This is a genomic window from Arcticibacterium sp. GJ41-1, assembly GCF_055808875.1.
Window position 1 is genome coordinate 1,465,973 of sequence record NZ_CM147888.1, and the last position, 18,818, is coordinate 1,484,790.

Below are 18,818 nucleotides of genomic sequence, written 5' to 3' on the forward strand. Positions count from 1 at the left end.
CTCTCAGTATTTCAGAAGAAAAGAGCTTGGCCATTTTGCCAAGCTCTTTTTGTGTTTGCTTAATTGCTGGAAGTTTAATTTGAACCGCATGGGTTTTCTATTTTAGCTTCAAATACAACACCATTATTAACTTCAAAACCAGGGTTTAGTATGATTGATTTACCAGCATTATAGTTAATGTTAGCTGCGGGGTTTAGGGAGTTAGTGGCAGTAATAAATTCTATGGCTTCATGGCTAGTATCGACCCCATTGATATCTTGTGTAATGTCTAAAGTTGCGGGAGCTTCGCAGAAAAATTCATAAGCTCCTATATCGGTTTTACCAAAATGGGCTGTTCCTAAAATGTCTGTACTATAGCTTATTGTACTACTATCACCTTTGTCAATGGCAGGACTACCGAAGCTTAAGCCTAGTCCATCATCTGCCGTGAAAAACAGACCATCGAAACCTCTTGGATTAGCCATGTTTTTGAAATTTGGAATAGTATCTAGGTTATGTCCACCGTCAATAGCTTGGTCAAAGTTCCAAGCGGTACTTCCACCAGAACCTTGCATGATGGAATAAGCCATTTTATCAATTTTATCTCCCGTAAGCTCAATATTTGGTAAAGTGTCTCCCAGGTTACCCCAAATAATGCTATTAAGCACATTTGTTTTGCTAGACCCACCACCAATGGTAATGCCACCACCAGTCGCAATTTCTAAGTCTGCTGTGAAATCTGAGCTGTTTATATCTGCCACGCTGTTTGCCAAACATTCGTTATTCACTAGTGTTACATTTGATAGGTCGGTTCTCGCATTATAAGACCATAGAGCTCCACCTTTACTGATGGCATCGGCATCTTCAAAAATACTTAGCTTGCCATTTGAGTGAGCCCTTGCATCTGTATCGGTAGTGTTATTACTAAAAAGAACATTTCTAAGTATAGCATATTCTAGGCTTGTGCTGTTGATGAAAATGGCTCCACCGTAGGCATCTGCATTGGCTTCTGTACTAGCTGTATTATAGTCACCGGCACCACTAGATTGAGCATCCGAATCGGTGTTTGCTTTTGCTAAGTTTTTATAAAAGATAGAATTGGTAATTTGAGGAACGGAACTTGATTCAAAGTAACAAGCTCCACCAAATGCTTCAGCCTCTCCTTCAGATTCACTATAAGGTTGCGAAGTTGAGTTGGCATGCAAAGGAGCGGTGGCAATAGTTTCACTGTTCAATTCACAAATAGCACTATTTTCAGAGAAGAGGCATTTATTAAATACAGGATTTCCTCCAATTCTTGAAAATACAGCCCCACCAAAAGAGGTAGCATAGGCCTCATCATAAGCACTACTTTCGCCATCTGCCAGAGAATGTGCCTGAACTACAGCTTCCACTCGGGTATTGGTTTTGGAAATAGCTTGATTAAACTCAAACGTGACATTTTCAAATACAGGTGAGCTTCCAAAATAATTATAAAATGCACCTCCTTTGCTATTGGAACTGGCTTCTGAGTAAGCTGTCGCTTCAATATCTTGTGCCGAACTTCCTAAGTTAATATCGCTTAGAGCGTATGAAGAGGTAGTGGCTTTAGTAACCGCATAATTATACCTGAAAATGCTGTTTTCTAGGTGAGGTGCAGCGTCACGATTATTATAGAATGCACCACCATAGGCTAAAGCACTGGCTCCCACGTCGGCATCTGAATCCGTGTTGGATTCAGAAGTACTTTGCTCTGCAGAGCTGAAATCATAGGCGTAATTGTGCTGAAAAGTACAGCTGTCATACTCGCTGTGACTTTCTTCAGTATTATAAATGGCTCCACCGTAAGTGGCTCTATTATGCTCAAAAACGCAGTTATTTATAGTAGGGGAGGAGGAGTAGTTAGTTAAACCAGCTCCGGTATTATGATTATATGTATAGGTTTCAAAAGTGAAGTCATTCTCGCCTTTGGCATGCCCTGATGTTATGACAAACCCATCTATTATGGCAGCGTTTGATAAATTTGCCGTAGTGATAACATGGTAAACATTATCTCCAGAATGATAAAATGTTACGTTTTCTGCTATGCCTACAATGGAGTCATTCTGTAAAATGTCACCACTTAAAATGCTCAAATTCGAATGCCAATTTCTTTGGTTCCTTTCGGTTTCCGTGCCATTAAAACCTCCAAATACTTTGACATCATGACTGAAGTGAAAGGTCTTTTCTTTTAGTCCTGGGTCTGCTGGCGATGGCGTTTCTGTAGGTAAATAAGTGCCAGCTTTTACCCATATTTCATCATTGACCGTGGCTAGGTCTATGGCATACTGCAAGTCTTTAAAAGCATTTGACCAGCTCAGTCCGGATAGAACATTGTCAGGTTTTTGTGAATCAACATAGTAAACACTTTGGGCGGTAGCCTTATGAATAATCAGGCTTAATAGTAGGCAGGAGAGTATCTTTTTCATGAACTTTTATCATTAGTTCATAAAAGCTCCTAAAGGTTAACACCCGTGGCAATATTTTAGTTGGTAATTCCGCAACCACCAGTCTTTGCAACAAAAACGGTTCCTGTATCTGCCTTAAAGCCTGGTTCTAAAATGACAAAGCCTGCGTCATAAGTCATATTGACATCACCAGTTAATTCATTTGAGGCGGTTATATTTTCTTCTATTGACGTAAAAAATGTGCCTTTACCTCTATCAAAGTCGTCTTTAGAGCTACTAAGTATAATGTCTCCGCTACAGCCTTTGCAAAGTCCTTTTTGATTCAAACAGAAGTCTGACCAGTTGGTAATTATGTCATTATTGTCGGTTATTTTAGAATGCGAAATTGGATTGAAAACAGTGCAATACTTGTAAAAGGTGTTTGGCAGGCAGCCAGATATGTTTGTATAGCTAAAATCTAAGTCAATTATGTTATTTGAGTTTGCCAAGCTAATAGGTAAAATACCATAAAAATTATTGTGAGATAGATTGACTAATTCGAACTCTGATTCTGCCTCATAAAGACCAATAATATCTCCTTCAAAAAGGTTATTATCTAAAAGTATTTCTGTAAGTGAATAAAGCTTTGGTAAGTTATTAAAGGGGTTTCCGGTGAATTGATTATGAGAGAGATGAAGTTTTCTAACTGATAATTGATTCATTTCTGAAGGTAATGTCCCAGAAAAGGCATTGTGGCTTAGGTTAAGGTCAACAAGGAACTCTAGGTCGCCCATTTCTGCTGGAATACTTCCAGTTAGGTTATTCTGATTTAGCCTTAGGTAGTGCAAGGTTGGAATATTGCCAATGCTGGCGTCTAGGGTGCCTGTCAAGTTGTTGTTTGGTAGATTGATTTCATAAACCGACTGTATACTTACAGTCCCCCTACCTTCAATCTCAAAGAAATCAGACTCGATTAAAACAACACCATAAAGATCTGATGCTGGACAGTCTACCGTGGGGCCTATACCATTTTTGATATTGCTCCAGCCAGTAGTGTCTGTCCAGTTATCACCATTGGTACTAAGGTAGAGGCTTTTCAGAGCTTCCCAGTCTGCTATGTAGCACTCTTGGCTAAAAACACTTTGGCTAAAACATATTAAAAATATGGTGATGAGCTTTTTCATGGCTATAAGTTTTATGACTTAGTGCCTGCTCACAGAAGAAAGTAAACATAGACCGTGCATTTTTTTGAAATCAATTTCTGAGCTATTAGAAATTAATCTTTTTTGATTTTATGTTTACCTTTAAGTCAGTACAAGCACTAATATTTGAAGCAAATAGATTTACTCAAGTCTGGAAACCAATTAGCCTTAAAGGCTTTTTATGGAGAACATAAATCGGCTTTTCTGTTTTTTGGTAATAGATATGATTTAGGCCAAGAGGAATTAACAGATGTCTACCAAGATGCCTGTATAGTGCTTTTTGAAAAGCTTAAGGCAGGTAAATTAGATGACATAAACAGTAGTTTGAAAACCTATTTGTTTGGTATTGGAAAGAATTTAATCTTCAAACGGTTTAAGCAAAAAGCAAAAACGGTTGACTTAGAAAATATAGAAATAGTCAATTTTGAAGACCCATTTGAAGAGGAAGAAACTTTAGAAGAAAGACGCATGAGAGCGGCTTTTGTGAAACTAGGAGGGCAATGCCAAGAGGTTTTGAGGCTGTTTTACTATGAAGAGAAAAGTTTGGATGAAATAATGTCAATACTGACTTATAAAGACAAAAATGTATTAAAAAGCCAAAAGTCAAGATGTATGAAACAGCTGAAGGCTTTGGTGAAGAAGAATGGATAAAGAGGACGAAATTATAAAAAAAGCGATTGTCAGAAATGAGCGGCTAAAGCTCAAACAATTTCTGGCAGAAGAAGATGAGCTTGCTGAGCCCAAGAAGCCCTGGTGGCCTTACGCCATAGCTGCAGCTATGCTTTGTGTGGCTGCCTTTTCGTTTTGGATGTTAAATGAAACAGAAACTCAGCCAGACCTATATGCCGCCTATTATCAAAAATACCCGAATGTAGTTTCACCATTGACACGAAGTGCAGCGGAGGTTTCTGAAAAAGAAAAGCTGTACCAAGACTACGAAAAAGGAGATTATGCTTTAGCTATTTCGGGTTTGGAATTATTGAAATCAGACACGGCTTCTTTCTACCTTGCCCTAAGTTTGATGGAGTGGGAAGAATTTGAAAAGGCAGTTACTATACTGAGTTTGGATGATTTGTCTAACTCTACTTTTAACTTATATGCCAAGTGGTATATGGCTCTTTCTTTGCTTAAAATAGAGGATGAAACAGGAGCAAAGCGTTTGTTAAAAGAATTAGAAAAGGAAGATTTTGCTTTGTCTGAAAATGTTCAACTTCTCCTAAAAGACCTTAATGCCAAATAGCCAATTGGCAAAAGTAGGAGCAATAGCCACCAATAGTTATTCGCTTCCAAATCTACAGGCGAATTGTCACCCACAGTCACAAAACCAGCCCAATAAAAGGGATGCTGCTTTAAAGGGTTTTCCTTGATAAACTGCCTTTTGGCATTACTTAGGGCTATATTTTTAGCTTCACCATTTTTCATGTTCTGGTAAAAATGCTTCATCAGTTCAGCGGTTTCTGTATCAGGAATTCGCCATAAACTATGTACTACAGAGGCTACACCAGCATAAGTTAAAGCCCTAGACAAACTCATCAATCCTTCACCCACCAGTTCTTGCCCCACCCCCGTGTTACATGCACTTAAAGTCACCATGCTAGCAGGGAAGTTTAGGTTATAGAGTTCTTTGAATTTTAGTTCTTCGTCATTAGAAAAAACTAACGATGACGACTCGTAATTAGTGGTGTCCATATGGGCATGCATGGCCAGGTGGTAGGCATTGTATTTACCTAGTGATGCTAAGAAATTCGCTTTGGTTGCGGCATTATTTAATAACTCATAAGTGGGTGTTATTTGTGCTATATTTTCTGTCTCCGCCACATTTTCGGGGATATTCAGGTATTTGCTATTTTGATAATTAGGGGCAATGCTTAGCAAGCCAGAGGCTTTTTTCTGGCTTTCATGTTGCAAGAATTGGATGCCGTGAGCATAACTTATTTGATGTTTAAGACCAATTGGCTCTCCATTTGAAGTCAAAGTTTCAAAAGGTAATTCTTGTAAAAAGCTTTCAGGAATTATGATGATTTGCTCCTTTAAGTTTTCGGCTATTGGTGCTATAAGTTTATCAAAAAGATAGGTGGAGGTTTCTTCCCATGAAGCATCCAGCGTTCTAATTTGTTGAATATAGGTATCTATACTTCTGCTCAAACTATCTTTATCTCCGAGATGATAAAGCTCCACCATTTCTTTATGTGCGTAGGTGGCAAAAACTTCATTTTCTGTCACGAAATACCTCAATATAGATTGGTTTTCTTTAAGCCCATCTAAGATTTTTTTGACAGAGAATTCATGATAACTGTTCCTGTCAAAGCTTTTATTTTGCTTGGCTATTTCTAGTTCTGCGGTGCTAATACTATCTTTTATAGCCGTTTCTTCTGGGGTGTTCTTCTTAATGTTTGCTAGCTTTAATTGGAGCCTATTTTTCTCTTCAAGAAGATTTTCTGGCAAGTTTAGGTTCTCCATGTTCTTATTTAAAAAGGAGTTCCAGAGGTGCTGTGAAGAGCCATTTTCTATCTTTTCAAGTATATCTAAGAGTTGGGTCTGGCTAAAATTGGCAGCTTTTACATTAAAAAGGATTTCCTCATTGATAGTCTTATGTGTTTCGTCTAGTGGAAAATTGAAGGTGCCTTTTTCGTAGTATATTAGAAATATTTTGAGCGAAAGCTGAGAGAGGCTTAAAGCCGTTTGCTGGTATTCTTTATTATCTCCGGCCGATTTCCTATAAACTGCAGATGCAGAATTTAATATATACATCCATCTATTAGAAATGGAATTATTGATGTCATCAAGGCTCATGTTTTTGATATCAATTTCCTTGTCAAGAAATCGCTCGATAGCATTTTTGACCATGCTCTGAACCTCACTTGCGTTTTCTGGTTTTGCCATCAATTTGGCCTCCGTAAGTTTGAGAATTAAGTAGCTTATATCATTGTTCTCAAAGCTCTTTTCTGCTAAACTTTTCCGTGTGTATTCTAGCATTAAATCTGGCATATCTTGGGCATAATACAGTGAGGCATAGTTAGAAAGGGCCTTCATTTTATTATGGTCTGACCTTGCCAATTCCAGCATTTTGTCAAAATAGGCTTTGGCTTCGTCAAAATGTTTTTCGTTTAACATGCCGTATCCCATGCTGTCAAACGCATACAGATAATGGTCAAAATAGCTATCTAGTTGATGTCTTTGATGCCAAGCGGTAAATTCAGCTAAAAGCTGGGTATATGCTTTTTTGTCAGGTCTGAGTACTAGAAAGTAGCTTTTGGAGTAATAAAACTTGTAACCAAATATTTGAAGCTGCTCTTCTGTGATGTCAAATTCGCCAGACTGTAATCGAGCAAAATATTCTTCGAAATTGTGAAGAATTTGCTGGCCATTTTCCCAGTCTCCGTACTCCTGCATGTTTTGAAGTAAATTCATAAAAGACGAAACCATGGCACTTGGCTCATTTTTTTGATGATACTTCCAGAGTAAGTCATGAGCTCGTGTATTATAAGCTTTGCTCTTATGTTCTATGTCTATTTGCCAATAGGCAAAACCCGCTTCACCAAGAATTATTGGGAGGAGAATGTCGTCTTCAATTCCATTTTTATCAAGAATTTCAATGGCCGTATTATGATTATCAATACTTCCGTTATAATCCTGATTGTGATATAAACTGTAGCCTTTTAAATAATAATAAAGGGCTTTACTTTTAGGTGTGCCTAAGTCTTTCTTCTTCTCAAGCTGATATTTTTCAAAGTAATATTGAGTGGTGTCATATCCGAAATTATCGCCTAAATAAGTGATTCTTGGTTCTAGATATTTGAAGAGGCTATCTACCGCATTTGGCTCTTCTTGTATGGTTTCTATAGCCTCGTGAAGGCTTACCTGAGCTAATGAGTCATTTTCTGCACTTAAAGAATCGTAGGTTGCGTACAAGTCGTGTGCCTTGATGCAGTTCTCAGAAGGTGCAGAGGTGGGTTCTTCTTGATTATTCTTTGAGCAAGAAAGAATTACAAAAACCAAAAAGAACCCAAATCTCATTTTTCTATAGTTTCGTGAATAGTTTTGAAAAGTGAATATTCATCTGTGGTGTCACAGCTTAATTCCCAAACCATTACACCGCCTAGCTTTTTATCCATGGCTAGTCTAGTTTTGTTTGCAATGGTGATGGTACCGTTATAGTAGTGCCCATTCCAATAGTCGTCATAATGACTTGCCCCAGCTTCTAGCAGCTGCTTATACGTAAAACCAAAATTCCCATGTCCTTTTTTGGCATAGAAAGGCAAGCCTAAAACACACTTTTCAGCAGGTAAGTTACGCTCATTTAACCAAAAGTCAATACAGGTAACAGCCATAGAGTAAGGAGAATGATGCTTTAATTCTTTTGGGCCATAGTCGCCATCATAAACCATGATGTTTAACCAGTCCATGTAAGGATATACTTCTTCTTTGATACCGTAGGCTTGTTTTCCTTTAGAAACCACTGCGGCAGTAAGTTTGCCTCCTCTTTTGTGCAAAGCAGCGTGTAAGTCTTTACATAATAAAATATAATCATCTGCCGAGCGATGGTCAGGGTCTGGGTATTCCCAGTCTAGGTCTACGCCGTCTAAATTATATTTTTCTACAAAATCCATGGTAGATTTGATAAAAGTGGCTCTTCCTTTTGCGGTTTCAGCCATTCTGTGAAATCTTCCATCTTCTCCACCGCCATCGCCTATGCCCCAGCCGCCTACAGAAATAAATACTTCCACACCATTTTTATGGGCCAATGGTACTAGTTCTTTAAGTACACTGTCATCTTTAAGCGGTATTAAGGTATCTCCCGTTTTTGCTGGAATGGCAAAAGAATAATTTAGGTGCGTAATGTTTTCAAAAGGAATAGCAGACGGTGGCGTGTTAGGAGTATAATACGCCACGGTTTTAAAATTATTTTGAGCAGAAACTCCCAAAGTGATTATAAATAAGGATACTAGAGTAAATAGACTTTTCTTTATCATTTTAGTTAATTGATTGAATTCGAAGTTAATCAAAAATAATAGGCTCTTGAACATTCTGAGCTATCTCTTTCCGCTAAATAAGAAACTTTAAAATGAAGCTTTATTTATTGATATTTGCGGGCAAGTGGCATCTTAATTGTTATTGTTGCAGTAATTAATAAACCCCCAACGAGTGTTTAAATACCTTCTTGTTTTTTTAGTTTTCTTTACTTTTTCTTGTGAAACAGATTCGTCAAAAGATATTAAAGCCATAAACTTTATAGGTACTTGGGAGATTGAGGAGGTACAGTTTAAAATTGATGGTAAAAGTTATACAGCTAGTACTTCAAAGTTATATTTAGCAAATCTCAGCCAGTTGGTATGGAATTTTAGGAGCGAGTTTATCTTAGAGGAGCGTCAAAATGCTAAGACTTTTAGTCATAATTATGACTTTAATAGCAAACAAAGTAGCATTACCATTAGTGGAAATAAGTTATTCACAGAATCTTTCTTTCTAACACTTTCTAACGGGAATTTAGAAGCCAGCTCTAAAGAATTGACAGACCTATCTTTTGATTATTCGCATAACTCAGAAGAAGGAAATCTTATTCAAGATGCCGTTTTTATGCTAGAAGGGCAGTTGCCAGAAAGCGATATTAGAAATGCCACCTCCCTTCAGAAGGTTTATGTGTTTTCTAAAGTTGATTAAATTTTAGTCAAAAAGTACACAGCCTTTTTACTTTGGAGATAGTGATATTATTCTGCTAACAATTCAATCACTTTTTCTATTGGTCTTCCTATTACAGCTTTATTTCCTTTAACAATTATCGGGCGTTCTATTAACTTAGGAAATTCAACCATCGCTGCTATCCATTCTGTTTCAGATAGTTTCTTTCCTTTAAAGTTTTCCTTATAAACAGCCTCTCCTTTTCTAATTAAATCTTCTGCCGGAATATTTAGCTTAGCCAGTAACTCAGTTAATTCTACTTCCGTCAAAGGGTTCTTTAAATACTCAATGGTTTCAAAATCGACGCCTTTTTCTTTTAATAAGTTATAGCTGTCTCTGCTTTTAGAGCATCTACTATTATGATATATCTTCATAGTTGGGGAGTTTTCTTTAAGCTCAAATTTTACATTCTCTCAGGAACATCAATTCCCAATAGCTTCATGCCATTTTTCAATGTTTGAGCTACTTGCTGAATCAAGGCCAATCTAAAGTCTCTTTTAGCTAAATCAGTTTCGTTCATGACGCTTAACTCTCCATAAAAAGAGTTGAAAGTCTTCGCTAAATCATAACAGTAGTTTGCCACAATAGAAGGGGCAAAGTCAGCTGCGGCTTTATCTACGCTGTTTTTATATTCGCCTAATAAATAAACCAAATCAGTCTCAATACTTGCCATTTCTACCGCTTCAATTTTAGAAGGTGTAGTAATATTCTCAGAAGCAGCCTTTCTCAAAATAGACTTGATTCTAGCATGCGTGTATTGAATAAATGGACCCGTGTTTCCTTGGAAGTCAATAGACTCGGCAGGATTAAACTGCATTCTTTTCTTAGGCTCTACTTTTAGTAAGAAGTACTTTAATGCACCCAAAGCAAGCATTTCAAACAACTCCTCTTTTTCGCTTTCTGTAAAGCTGTCTACTTTGCCTTTTTCTTCGGTTGACGCTTTGGCGGTAGCTATCATTTCAGCAACCAAATCATCCGCATCTACCACGGTACCTTCTCTTGACTTCATTTTGCCGGTAGGCAAGTCTACCATACCATAACTAAGGTGGTAACAGCCCTCTGCATATTTTCTGCCTAGTTTTTTGAGAATAGCAAAAAGTACCTTGAAGTGGTAATCTTGCTCATTTCCAACTACCCAAATGGCTTTTTCCGAGTCGTAATCTTTAAATTTCAGCTCTGTAGTTCCCAAATCTTGCGTGATATAAACCGAAGTTCCATCTCCGCGGAGTACCAACTTCTCGTCCATACCTTCCTCTGTCAAATCTATCCAAACAGAGTTATCGTCTTTTTTGAAGAATACACCTTTTTCTAATCCTTCGTCTACAATGTCTTTGCCTAATAGATAGGTGTCAGACTCGTAATAGGTTTTGTCAAAACTCACACCAATTTGCTTATAAGTGGCATTGAAACCATCATAAACCCAAGTGTTCATTTTTTTCCAAAGCTCCATGACTTCCGCATCGCCATTTTCCCATTTTATGAGCATGGCTTGTGCCTGTTTCATCAAAGGAGCGTTCTTTTTGGCGTCGTCTTCTGTTTGGCCTGCGACCATCAAATCGGCTATTTCAGCTTTATAAGCTTGGTCAAATTTGACATAATACTTTCCTGCCAAATGGTCACCTTTTATTCCAGCACTTTCTGGCGTTTCGCCATTGCCAAATAATTGGTAGGCTATCATAGATTTGCAAATGTGAATGCCTCGGTCATTTACTAAACAAACCTTAGTTACATCGTAACCATTAGCTTTTAATATTTCAGAAACAGAAGCTCCTAAGAAGTTATTTCTTAAGTGCCCTAAGTGAAGTGGCTTGTTGGTGTTAGGAGAAGAGAATTCTACTAAGACAGAGGCGTTTTTCTTTTCAAAAGTGCCACTTTCAGAAAGTTGAGCATTGAAAAGGTCTGACCAAATGCTTTCTGCCAATACCAAGTTTAAAAAACCTTGTACCACATTAAAACCAGAAATTAAGGCAGAGTTTTCAACCAAATGGTTTCCTAAGCTTTCACCTATCTCTACAGGCTTTTTCCTAAGTTTTTTGACTAAAGGAAAAACCACAAAAGTGTAAGTTCCTTCAAAATCTTTTCTGGTAGGCTGTAAGCTTACTTCGCCTTCTTCGTCAAAAAGCGATTTTAAAGCCTTAGAAATGTCGTTTTGAAGCTGCTGCTCAATGTTCATAGTACAGGTTTTTGAAAATGAACCGCAAAATTAGAACTTTTAAGGAGAGAATTCTAGGCAGATGGTTTTAAGACTGATATTTTTGCGAATGTTAGGTGCAAAAATTGAATAGCGTGACTACCCGCTTATTGTTCTTTTTATCCACAAGATAAGTGTTCGTAACGGAGTAGTTGGTCTCTTAAAACGAGAGTAGCAAGCCAGTATAATAACTTTAAAAGAATCTAATTTGCGGAAATAGAGCCACTTATATTCTTTTTGTAGTGATAGACGCCATACATTTCATAATTTTGGAAAGTAAATTATAATAAAAAGAGAATGCTGCAATCAATGACGGGCTTCGGCTCGGCCGCCATAGAAAACGATAAACTTGCTGTTTCGGCAGAGGTGAAAACACTTAATTCAAAGTTCACAGACATTTTTTGCAGAATGCCCAGAACCTACTCCGATAAAGAGGTAGAGCTAAGAAATTTGCTTTCTACAGAGTTATCTAGAGGTAAAATGGAGCTTTCTCTTAATGTAGTTTCTAAAGATGAAGGCGTAGCAGGAACCAGTGTGAATAGAGGACTGGTTAAAGCATATTTTAAAGATTTGATGGCTACCGCCAAAGAATTGGATTTTGATGCGGCACCTACAGACATTTTAAGAATGGCTACCATGATGCCAAACGCTTATGTTACCAATGTGGTAAATGATGAAGCTGGAGAAGAAGAATGGAAGTTGATTTTAGAAACGGTAAAGCAGGCCATTACAAAATGTCAAGAGTTTAGAAGTCAGGAAGGAGCAGTAACAGCAGAGAAATTTAAGGAATACATAGCCAACATAGGCAAGCACCTAGAGGCAGTGGTAGAGCAAGACCCGCACAGAATTCCAGTTATCAGAGAAAGAATAGAAAAAGCTATTTCTGAATTGGTTCAAAGTGACAATTTTAACCAAGATAGGTTTGAGCAGGAGTTGGTATACTACGTAGAGAAATATGACATTTCAGAAGAGAAAGTAAGATTAGGAAATCACCTGACTTATTTTGTGGCTGAATTAGAAAAAGGCACCAACGGAAAACGCCTAAACTTCATTTCTCAAGAAATAGGAAGAGAAATAAATACAATTGGCTCTAAAGCAAATGATGCTATTATTCAAAAACTTGTAGTTCAGATGAAAGATGAGTTGGAGAAGATTAAAGAGCAAACTTTAAATATTGTTTAATAAATACTTGTCAGCTTTTTGAGGCTAGACTTTTTACAGCATGTCTTTTAGTTCGGAAGAAATATCTACGCTTATTCCCGCCCTTTTACTCGGTATTGGTCTCAGTGCCGCTTCAGGGTTTAGGGTGTTTTTGCCACTGTTGGTTGGTAACTTGGCAGGTAAGTTTGGTGTTTATGATTTAGCTGATAATATGGCATGGATGGGAGATTCTACCACCACCATAGTTTTGGCTGTGGCTGCGGTTTTTGAACTAGCGGCATATTATATTCCTGTAGTCGATAATCTTTTAGATACCATTGCTATGCCTGTTGCTGTAGCGGCAGGTACTATTTTAACCTCTTCTTTTTTACAAATTGACGACCCCATGCTTCAGTGGGGTTTGGGACTCGTAGCTGGTGGAGGTGTGGCAGGTACCATTCAGGCAGGTACTTCGCTTTTACGTCTAGGTAGCACTAAGTTTACCGGTGGTTTAGGGAATAATTTAATCGCAAGTGTAGAAAATGGCTTTTCGGCTGTGCTTTCTATAGTGGCTTTAATGCTACCTATTTTTATAGGGGCAATAGTCTTATACTTTGTGGTTTGGATATGGCGAAAGCTTATCAAACAAAGACGTCAAAAGGCGAGCGTATAAAAACAATGTAGATTTTTTGTGACTTCTAAAGATTTCAAGGTCTTAATAGAAACAAAACATAAACTTCTACAAATGAGAAAATCGATTTTTATACTAAGCTTCATCACACTTTTTACTTTCGGAAACCTTCAAGCTCAATCTTTTGATTTAGGTATGCTAGATAATGCAATGGGCATGATTAAAAGTGGCGACAATAACACAAAAGTGGCTGGGATTTTGGGTGATGCGGTTATGAGTCTTAAAGACGAAGCCAAAAGCTCAGATAACAACTTTTCTTCAAAGTTAATAAGTCAGGCTACTGCCTTAGGTGGTTTAATTCCATCAATCCAAAAAGGAAACGCAGATATGAATTTAGTGCAGAAGGTAATTAGCACTATTAAAACATTGGTAGCTGCTCAGCGACTTAAAAGCCTTTTAGGAGGTGGCAGTCTTTTGGGTAAAAGCTCTCAAGTCAATTCTAACGTTGGTTTGATTCAATCGGGTCTTGGAGCCTTAGGTTCTGGTTCATCTGTTGACAAATTATCAAGTGTTTTAGGAGCAGTTACTAAGAAAAGTAGTAAACTGGAGAATACAGGAATCTTTGCCAATTTGGCTGAGAAAGCTGTTTCAAAGAAACTAGGAACTTCACTGAATCTACTTAACGGATTGTTGTAATACTTTTCATCAACAAGGACGGTGACCTCCATGTGAAAGCATGGAGGTTTTTTTTATGGTCAATGGTTAAGTTTTTCCTTAAATTTACTGTTGCTGAAAACAACCCTAACCTTATGACTATATCAACCAAATCCTTCTTAATACTCATTTTTACGGCATTTCTTTTTTCCTGTCAAACCGAGAAAAAAGCCAAAAGACCTAACGTCATTTTTATCATGACTGACGACCACGCCAAAAAAGCCATGAGTGCTTATGAGGGTGCTGTGATGCAAACGCCACATCTTGACCAGTTGGCATCTGAGGGCGTATTGTTTGATAGGGCTTACTGTACTAACTCTATATGTGGGCCAAGTAGGGCAGTGTTTTTGACAGGTAAATTCTCTCATAAGAATGGTTTCATGTCTAACCACGATACTTTTAATGGAGACCAAGCCACACTTGCCAAATATCTACAAACAGCCGGTTACCATACTTCTGTATTAGGGAAATGGCATTTGGTGTCTAAGCCGCAGGGTTTTGATGAATATAAGCTTTTAATAGGCCAAGGAGAATATTATAATCCAAGGTTTGTTGGGTCAAATGGTGATACCACCAAAACAGAAGGCTATGCTACTAATTTGATAACAGACATGGCTATTGATGTGATTGACAAACAAAAAGATGGAGAGAAACCATTTTTCATGATGTTACATCACAAAGCTCCGCATAGAAACTGGATGCCAGATAGTTCTTACCTGAAAGCGTATGAAGAAAAGCATTTTGACATGCCTGATAATTTCTTTGATAATTACGAGGGCAGGGTAGGAGCCCAAGGGCAAGACATGAAAGTGACGGATATGTATTGGTCTGGCGATATGAAACTTCCGATTTTTGATAAAAAAGACGACCCAGGAACTGGCGGTATGGCAGGAAATGATAGAGCAGGTAGCTGGGAAAGGGCTTATAATGATTTAAAACCCGACCAAAAGGCCGCTTGGGATGAGTATTATCAGCCAATTATAGAAGAGTTTTACAAAACTAAGCCAAAAGGGAAAGACTTAGCCCAGTGGATGTTTAATCGTTATATGAATGATTATACCAAAACGGTACAGTCTGTAGATGATAACGTGGGTAGGCTAATGGAATACCTTAAAAAAGAAGGTTTAGACGAAAATACACTGATAATTTACACCTCAGACCAAGGCTTCTACTTAGGAGAGCATGGCTGGTATGATAAGCGTTATATGTACGAAGAATCTTTCGGGATGCCTTTGGTAGTGCGTTACCCTGCGGGAATAAAAGCAGGTCAGAAAACTTCAAAACTTGTTCAAAATTTAGACTTGGCACCTACCATTTTAGACTTTGTGGGTGAAACTGTTCCGGCAGATATGCAAGGTACTTCCCTGAAAACCATGCTAACTGATAATCCTGATGTAGACTGGCAAAAATCTATTTACTATCATTACTATCAGGGTACAGGCTGGCATCATGTGCCTAGGCATAATGGTGTGAGCACTTACAGGTACAAGCTGATGCACTTCTATGATATTGATGATTGGCAGTTGTTTGATTTAGAGACAGACCCTAATGAGATGGATAATCTTTACGGAAAAGCTGGCTATGAAGAAATAACGGAGGAGTTGAAAAATGAACTGAAAAGATTGGTGGTGAAATATGATGACGATACTGCGGTGAGTATTTAAGCTTTTGGTACTGGGACGCCTCTTCGTGGTTAAAAAGACAATCGCCAAGACGCGAGGACGCTAAGTTTTTCGAAAGAAGTCTTCGTGCCTTTGCGTCTTTGAGGTCGAAAATTAAACGCGATGAGGCTAGGCTAAATTAAAAACTAACTCTCAGTTCTATTATCCTTAACCACCAAGAAGAAATCATTATCTAACTCCAGGTAGCCATAATCATAGACAAAGTAATACGTGCTGCCTTTTTTAGTGGTTCTTACACTGGTGATAAGGTTAAAATCAAAGCCTTTATCTAATAAGGTGTTTCGCCTTGTTTTGGCTTTTTGCTCTGGGCATATTTTAGCCAGTATTCTGCGGTTTTTTCTTAGGGCATTATTGGTGTTTCTTACCAAGTTTACACCGTCTGAATTTTGCTGATTGTTGTATGTATTCCTACATAAGTCTGAACAGAACTTCTTGTCTTTTCTGCCAGAAAATGGCGTTTCACATACTAGGCATTTTTGGTTCATAGGAGTTATCGGACGTTCCGTGTATGGTGTCTTAGCATCCCGCAGGGTGCTATGCATTAAACACATTGTTGTGTTTTCGTGTTTTATTTAATCAATTTCTTTTATTCCAATTTCCTTTAAATATTCATAAGTCCTGTCATAAAATTCCTTGGGCCTTGTATGGTCAAGTTCATTACTTTCAGGAACAAATATTACCATTCCTTGTCTTGCTCTTGTAAGAAGAACCCGGTATGTGTTTTTTAGATATTCTTTGTCAATATCCTTGTTAATATTTTGCCATTTAGTTCCTTTAAAATTCTGATATTTCCAATCTGTCTTATTCATGTGGAAATTACCACCCCAGGCAACACATGCCCAATCTATTTCAAGTCCTTGAACAACAAATTCTGTAGCAGCAGTCTCTAAAAAGTATGATGATCGCACATCTCGCTTATCGTTTAAGAACCAATTAGAAATTTTATCAGAACCTGAGTTAGATCGCAGACTATTTTCTGAATCGATCCCGCTTGACCTAATCCTTTTTGCTCCTGAAGATATTAGTAACCCAGTACGTTCACTTCCTCTTGCCTGATTTCGTAACCAAACCTTAGCTTTTTTAAGATTTCTAGTTATAACTATAGGATATAATTTTTCTATTTCTAAATAAATTTGTTTTGATTTTTTAATTTCTGCATTGAGTAATTCATGTATAAAACTTGATAATTTTTCTGATCTAAATGATCTTACAGAAACTGCAAGGTGCAATTCAATTTCACTTAATCCATTTTCAACTAACCATCTTCTTGATTCTTCCGATTTTAGATAGTTGTCGCTTTCCAATATTGAACTAGAATAGTGAATGTTCCAATTAGGGAAATGATTTTTAAGTGAACTAATCCATTCTTCCAATCCAGCTTCACCTGTATTTATTTCTTGTCCACCGCCAATTAAACAAACGATGGTGCACCAGTCCGTATGCCTATCCATAACTTCAATCAAGAATTGTGGTTCAGATTTATTAAAATCCTCAACCTGTTTCTTGGTTTTCATGAATTTACTAACCTGGTGATTTGTCCAAGCTCTTTGAGCTTCATCAAAAACTACAACTTTTTCAATTGGGGCCTTATCTGAAAGTAGATTATCATCTCGAAAATGGTGAATGTTTTGAATAAACGCATTTGCTTTAATAGAAGCCTGCTTTTTGCTTAGTTTTTCTCCGTTTTCTTTAGCTGTTACTACTTCGTCCCTTGTAAGTGCCTCTCTTAGAACGTCAACTAATGGTCCATTTCCAGATAAAAATACAGCGTGTTCATCCTCATCTGTTTTCATTCTTTCTACTGCTATATTTAATCCAGCTAAAGTTTTACCTGCACCGGGTACACCAGTCACAAAACAAATTGATTTTACACCTCTGACTTTGGACTTATTAATTACTGAATTAATGCAGTCAGCAGTTTTAGAAAGATTAATGGTGCCAGAGTCTGATCTAGTTATTTCTTTAACATTATGTCCCTTGTAAAGAGCTTGTGCTGCTTCTACTATTGTTGGTGTTGGTTTGTAAATCGAATTTTCCCAATATTCAATATTTATTGATTCTCCATCATCATTTAAATATTGTTTGAGTGTTTCGGCTAAATCATTTTGATTGGATTTAGCAGCAGTTTCATGAGCGACAATTTGACTATTCTTTTCAGTAACACTTGTTGCATTTGTTGCAACCAAAACTGGTATAAGCTTAATTTTATGGCTTCCTTCGTGGAAGTTTTTTAAGTCAATTGTGTAATCAATTACTTGTTCAATTGCATGTTTTTCATAACCACCATCACCAACTTTAAATTCTATTATGTAGGCAACATTATTGATGATTACGATATTATCAACTCGTTTTCCCATTCTCGGAATTGCAAACTCAAAATAAATTTGACCTCCAAAACCCCTAAGCTGATCTTTCAGAATGGTGATTTGTTTACGCCATGCATTTACTTGTAATTCTTCAAGAGTTCTATTACTATGATTAGCCGTTAATTCACCCAAGATACTCGAATCAGGTTCTATTAAGAAGTCTTGTATGTTATTCGAGTAATAGGCTCTTTTCATATATGATTATCTTTTTTTTGCAGTTTGTTCTGGATGAAACACAACATCTGGATATACGCACCTATCTATATAAATATTTGTGTTTCAATCAAATATAGAAATAATTATCCGACAACAAACGTTTACAAATGCTTTTATTCGAATACAAACGCTTATTAACCGATTAATGCTTGACAGCCGCCGCACCTTTGTATCGTCGATTTGAAACAAAGTATATCGGCATCATAATCAAACATTAATTTAAATATAACTTATCAATTATGAACACAGTAACATTAGTAGGTAACGCAGGTGGAAATGTAGAAGTATTAAAATTTGACAAGTCTAAGAAGGCGAGTTTTAGTTTAGCCACCAACGAAAGATTCAAGCAAAACAACGAGGAGAAAACGGTTACAAGCTGGCACAATATCATAGCCTGGGGAAAAATGGCAGAGCAATGTGAAGCACTTATCTCCAAAGGGAAATTTGTGAAAGTAGAAGGGAAGTTGGTTTACAGAAACTACATGAACAAAGACAATCAAAAAGTGTACGTAACAGAGATACAAGCCTATAAAGTAGAAGAGGTTAACCGTCAAGCGTAATGTACCTTCTTATAGCTTTTGGCATAGTATTTCCCCAAGACTATCACACTTTT

16 protein-coding genes are annotated in these 18,818 nt (G+C 37.4%); 8 read left to right on the forward strand and 8 right to left on the reverse strand.

The features are described from left to right. Positions 1-74 precede the first annotated feature (74 nt). Together AC0L6O_RS05875 and AC0L6O_RS05880 are read right to left on the reverse strand one after the other, a co-directional pair. Positions 75-2,426: a 3-coathanger stack domain-containing protein gene (locus tag AC0L6O_RS05875; RefSeq protein ID WP_473307030.1), complete on the reverse strand. Its 2,352-nt coding sequence runs from the start codon at positions 2,424-2,426 to the stop codon at positions 75-77. A gap of 56 nt (positions 2,427-2,482) precedes the next feature. Continuing rightward, positions 2,483-3,568 carry a 3-coathanger stack domain-containing protein gene (locus AC0L6O_RS05880; RefSeq protein ID WP_473307031.1) on the reverse strand — a complete coding sequence of 362 codons (1,086 nt, stop codon included), beginning with the start codon at positions 3,566-3,568 and terminating at the stop codon, positions 2,483-2,485. A 144-nt stretch (positions 3,569-3,712) separates the two neighbouring features. Between AC0L6O_RS05880 and AC0L6O_RS05885 the strand changes: the two genes are divergently transcribed. Beyond that, the gene (locus AC0L6O_RS05885; RefSeq protein WP_473307033.1) at positions 3,713-4,237 is read left to right on the forward strand and encodes an RNA polymerase sigma factor; all 525 of its coding nucleotides are present in this window, start codon (positions 3,713-3,715) and stop codon (positions 4,235-4,237) included. After that, the gene (locus AC0L6O_RS05890; protein WP_473307035.1) at positions 4,230-4,826 is read left to right on the forward strand and encodes a hypothetical protein; all 597 of its coding nucleotides are present in this window, start codon (positions 4,230-4,232) and stop codon (positions 4,824-4,826) included. Before AC0L6O_RS05885 ends, AC0L6O_RS05890 begins: the two co-directional genes overlap by 8 nt. On the opposite strand, the gene AC0L6O_RS05895 is transcribed toward AC0L6O_RS05890, so the two are convergent. Together AC0L6O_RS05895 and AC0L6O_RS05900 are read right to left on the reverse strand one after the other, a co-directional pair. Next, positions 4,793-7,603: a CHAT domain-containing protein gene (locus tag AC0L6O_RS05895; RefSeq protein ID WP_473307037.1), complete on the reverse strand. Its 2,811-nt coding sequence runs from the start codon at positions 7,601-7,603 to the stop codon at positions 4,793-4,795. The genes AC0L6O_RS05890 and AC0L6O_RS05895 overlap by 34 nt on opposite strands. Further along, positions 7,600-8,559, reverse strand: coding sequence for a glycosyl hydrolase family 18 protein (locus tag AC0L6O_RS05900; RefSeq protein WP_473307039.1), 960 nt, complete (start codon positions 8,557-8,559; stop codon positions 7,600-7,602). The genes AC0L6O_RS05895 and AC0L6O_RS05900 overlap by 4 nt, the downstream gene beginning before the upstream one ends. A gap of 172 nt (positions 8,560-8,731) precedes the next feature. On the opposite strand from AC0L6O_RS05900, the gene AC0L6O_RS05905 reads away from it, so the two are divergent. Further along, positions 8,732-9,247: a hypothetical protein gene (locus AC0L6O_RS05905; protein ID WP_473307041.1), complete on the forward strand. Its 516-nt coding sequence runs from the start codon at positions 8,732-8,734 to the stop codon at positions 9,245-9,247. 47 nt (positions 9,248-9,294) lie between these two features. On the opposite strand, the gene arsC is transcribed toward AC0L6O_RS05905, so the two are convergent. Together arsC and argS are read right to left on the reverse strand one after the other, a co-directional pair. Continuing rightward, a complete protein-coding gene (gene arsC / locus AC0L6O_RS05910; RefSeq protein ID WP_473307043.1) occupies positions 9,295-9,639 on the reverse strand; it encodes an arsenate reductase (glutaredoxin) in 345 nt (114 codons plus the stop codon). 29 nt (positions 9,640-9,668) lie between these two features. Next, entirely contained in the window at positions 9,669-11,438 is a 1,770-nt protein-coding gene (gene argS / locus AC0L6O_RS05915) for an arginine--tRNA ligase (protein WP_473307045.1), read from the reverse strand. A 315-nt stretch (positions 11,439-11,753) separates the two neighbouring features. Between argS and AC0L6O_RS05920 the strand changes: the two genes are divergently transcribed. The 4 genes from AC0L6O_RS05920 (at position 11,754) to AC0L6O_RS05935 (ending at position 15,605) form a co-directional block, all read left to right on the forward strand. After that, positions 11,754-12,638 carry a YicC/YloC family endoribonuclease gene (locus AC0L6O_RS05920; protein ID WP_473307047.1) on the forward strand — a complete coding sequence of 295 codons (885 nt, stop codon included), beginning with the start codon at positions 11,754-11,756 and terminating at the stop codon, positions 12,636-12,638. Positions 12,639-12,678: 40 nt separating this feature from the next. Next, complete coding sequence (locus AC0L6O_RS05925) at positions 12,679-13,269, forward strand: DUF4126 domain-containing protein (protein ID WP_473307049.1); 591 nt, start codon at positions 12,679-12,681, stop codon at positions 13,267-13,269. 72 nt (positions 13,270-13,341) lie between these two features. Beyond that, on the forward strand, positions 13,342-13,923 hold the full coding sequence (locus tag AC0L6O_RS05930) for a hypothetical protein (RefSeq protein WP_473307050.1): 582 nt from the start codon (positions 13,342-13,344) through the stop codon (positions 13,921-13,923). A 113-nt stretch (positions 13,924-14,036) separates the two neighbouring features. Further along, positions 14,037-15,605 (forward strand): sulfatase family protein, encoded by a 1,569-nt coding sequence (locus AC0L6O_RS05935; protein ID WP_473307052.1) that lies wholly within the window; start codon positions 14,037-14,039, stop codon positions 15,603-15,605. Positions 15,606-15,748: 143 nt separating this feature from the next. Here AC0L6O_RS05935 and AC0L6O_RS05940 read toward each other — a convergent pair whose 3' ends face one another. After that, the gene (locus AC0L6O_RS05940) at positions 15,749-16,165 is read right to left on the reverse strand and encodes a hypothetical protein (protein ID WP_473307053.1); all 417 of its coding nucleotides are present in this window, start codon (positions 16,163-16,165) and stop codon (positions 15,749-15,751) included. Between the two features lie 30 nt (positions 16,166-16,195). Beyond that, positions 16,196-18,184 (reverse strand): DUF2075 domain-containing protein, encoded by a 1,989-nt coding sequence (locus AC0L6O_RS05945; protein ID WP_473307054.1) that lies wholly within the window; start codon positions 18,182-18,184, stop codon positions 16,196-16,198. Positions 18,185-18,444: 260 nt separating this feature from the next. Here AC0L6O_RS05945 and AC0L6O_RS05950 point away from each other — a divergent pair, with 260 nt between their 5' ends. Continuing rightward, positions 18,445-18,765: a single-stranded DNA-binding protein gene (locus AC0L6O_RS05950; protein WP_111371282.1), complete on the forward strand. Its 321-nt coding sequence runs from the start codon at positions 18,445-18,447 to the stop codon at positions 18,763-18,765. The last annotated feature ends 53 nt before the right edge of the window (positions 18,766-18,818 follow it).

What these genes read in the sequence shown, in the direction of transcription:
- AC0L6O_RS05875 (WP_473307030.1), bottom strand. Translation starts at nt 2,426, where the DNA reads ATGAAAAAGATACTCTCCTGCCTACTATTAAGCCTGATTATTCATAAG.
- AC0L6O_RS05880 (WP_473307031.1), bottom strand. Translation starts at nt 3,568, where the DNA reads ATGAAAAAGCTCATCACCATATTTTTAATATGTTTTAGCCAAAGTGTT.
- AC0L6O_RS05890 (WP_473307035.1), top strand. Translation starts at nt 4,230, where the DNA reads ATGGATAAAGAGGACGAAATTATAAAAAAAGCGATTGTCAGAAATGAG.
- AC0L6O_RS05895 (WP_473307037.1), bottom strand. Translation starts at nt 7,603, where the DNA reads ATGAGATTTGGGTTCTTTTTGGTTTTTGTAATTCTTTCTTGCTCAAAG.
- AC0L6O_RS05900 (WP_473307039.1), bottom strand. Translation starts at nt 8,559, where the DNA reads ATGATAAAGAAAAGTCTATTTACTCTAGTATCCTTATTTATAATCACT.
- arsC (WP_473307043.1), bottom strand. Translation starts at nt 9,639, where the DNA reads ATGAAGATATATCATAATAGTAGATGCTCTAAAAGCAGAGACAGCTAT.
- argS (WP_473307045.1), bottom strand. Translation starts at nt 11,438, where the DNA reads ATGAACATTGAGCAGCAGCTTCAAAACGACATTTCTAAGGCTTTAAAA.
- AC0L6O_RS05920 (WP_473307047.1), top strand. Translation starts at nt 11,754, where the DNA reads ATGCTGCAATCAATGACGGGCTTCGGCTCGGCCGCCATAGAAAACGAT.
- AC0L6O_RS05925 (WP_473307049.1), top strand. Translation starts at nt 12,679, where the DNA reads ATGTCTTTTAGTTCGGAAGAAATATCTACGCTTATTCCCGCCCTTTTA.
- AC0L6O_RS05930 (WP_473307050.1), top strand. Translation starts at nt 13,342, where the DNA reads ATGAGAAAATCGATTTTTATACTAAGCTTCATCACACTTTTTACTTTC.
- AC0L6O_RS05935 (WP_473307052.1), top strand. Translation starts at nt 14,037, where the DNA reads ATGACTATATCAACCAAATCCTTCTTAATACTCATTTTTACGGCATTT.
- AC0L6O_RS05940 (WP_473307053.1), bottom strand. Translation starts at nt 16,165, where the DNA reads ATGCATAGCACCCTGCGGGATGCTAAGACACCATACACGGAACGTCCG.
- AC0L6O_RS05945 (WP_473307054.1), bottom strand. Translation starts at nt 18,184, where the DNA reads ATGAAAAGAGCCTATTACTCGAATAACATACAAGACTTCTTAATAGAA.
- AC0L6O_RS05950 (WP_111371282.1), top strand. Translation starts at nt 18,445, where the DNA reads ATGAACACAGTAACATTAGTAGGTAACGCAGGTGGAAATGTAGAAGTA.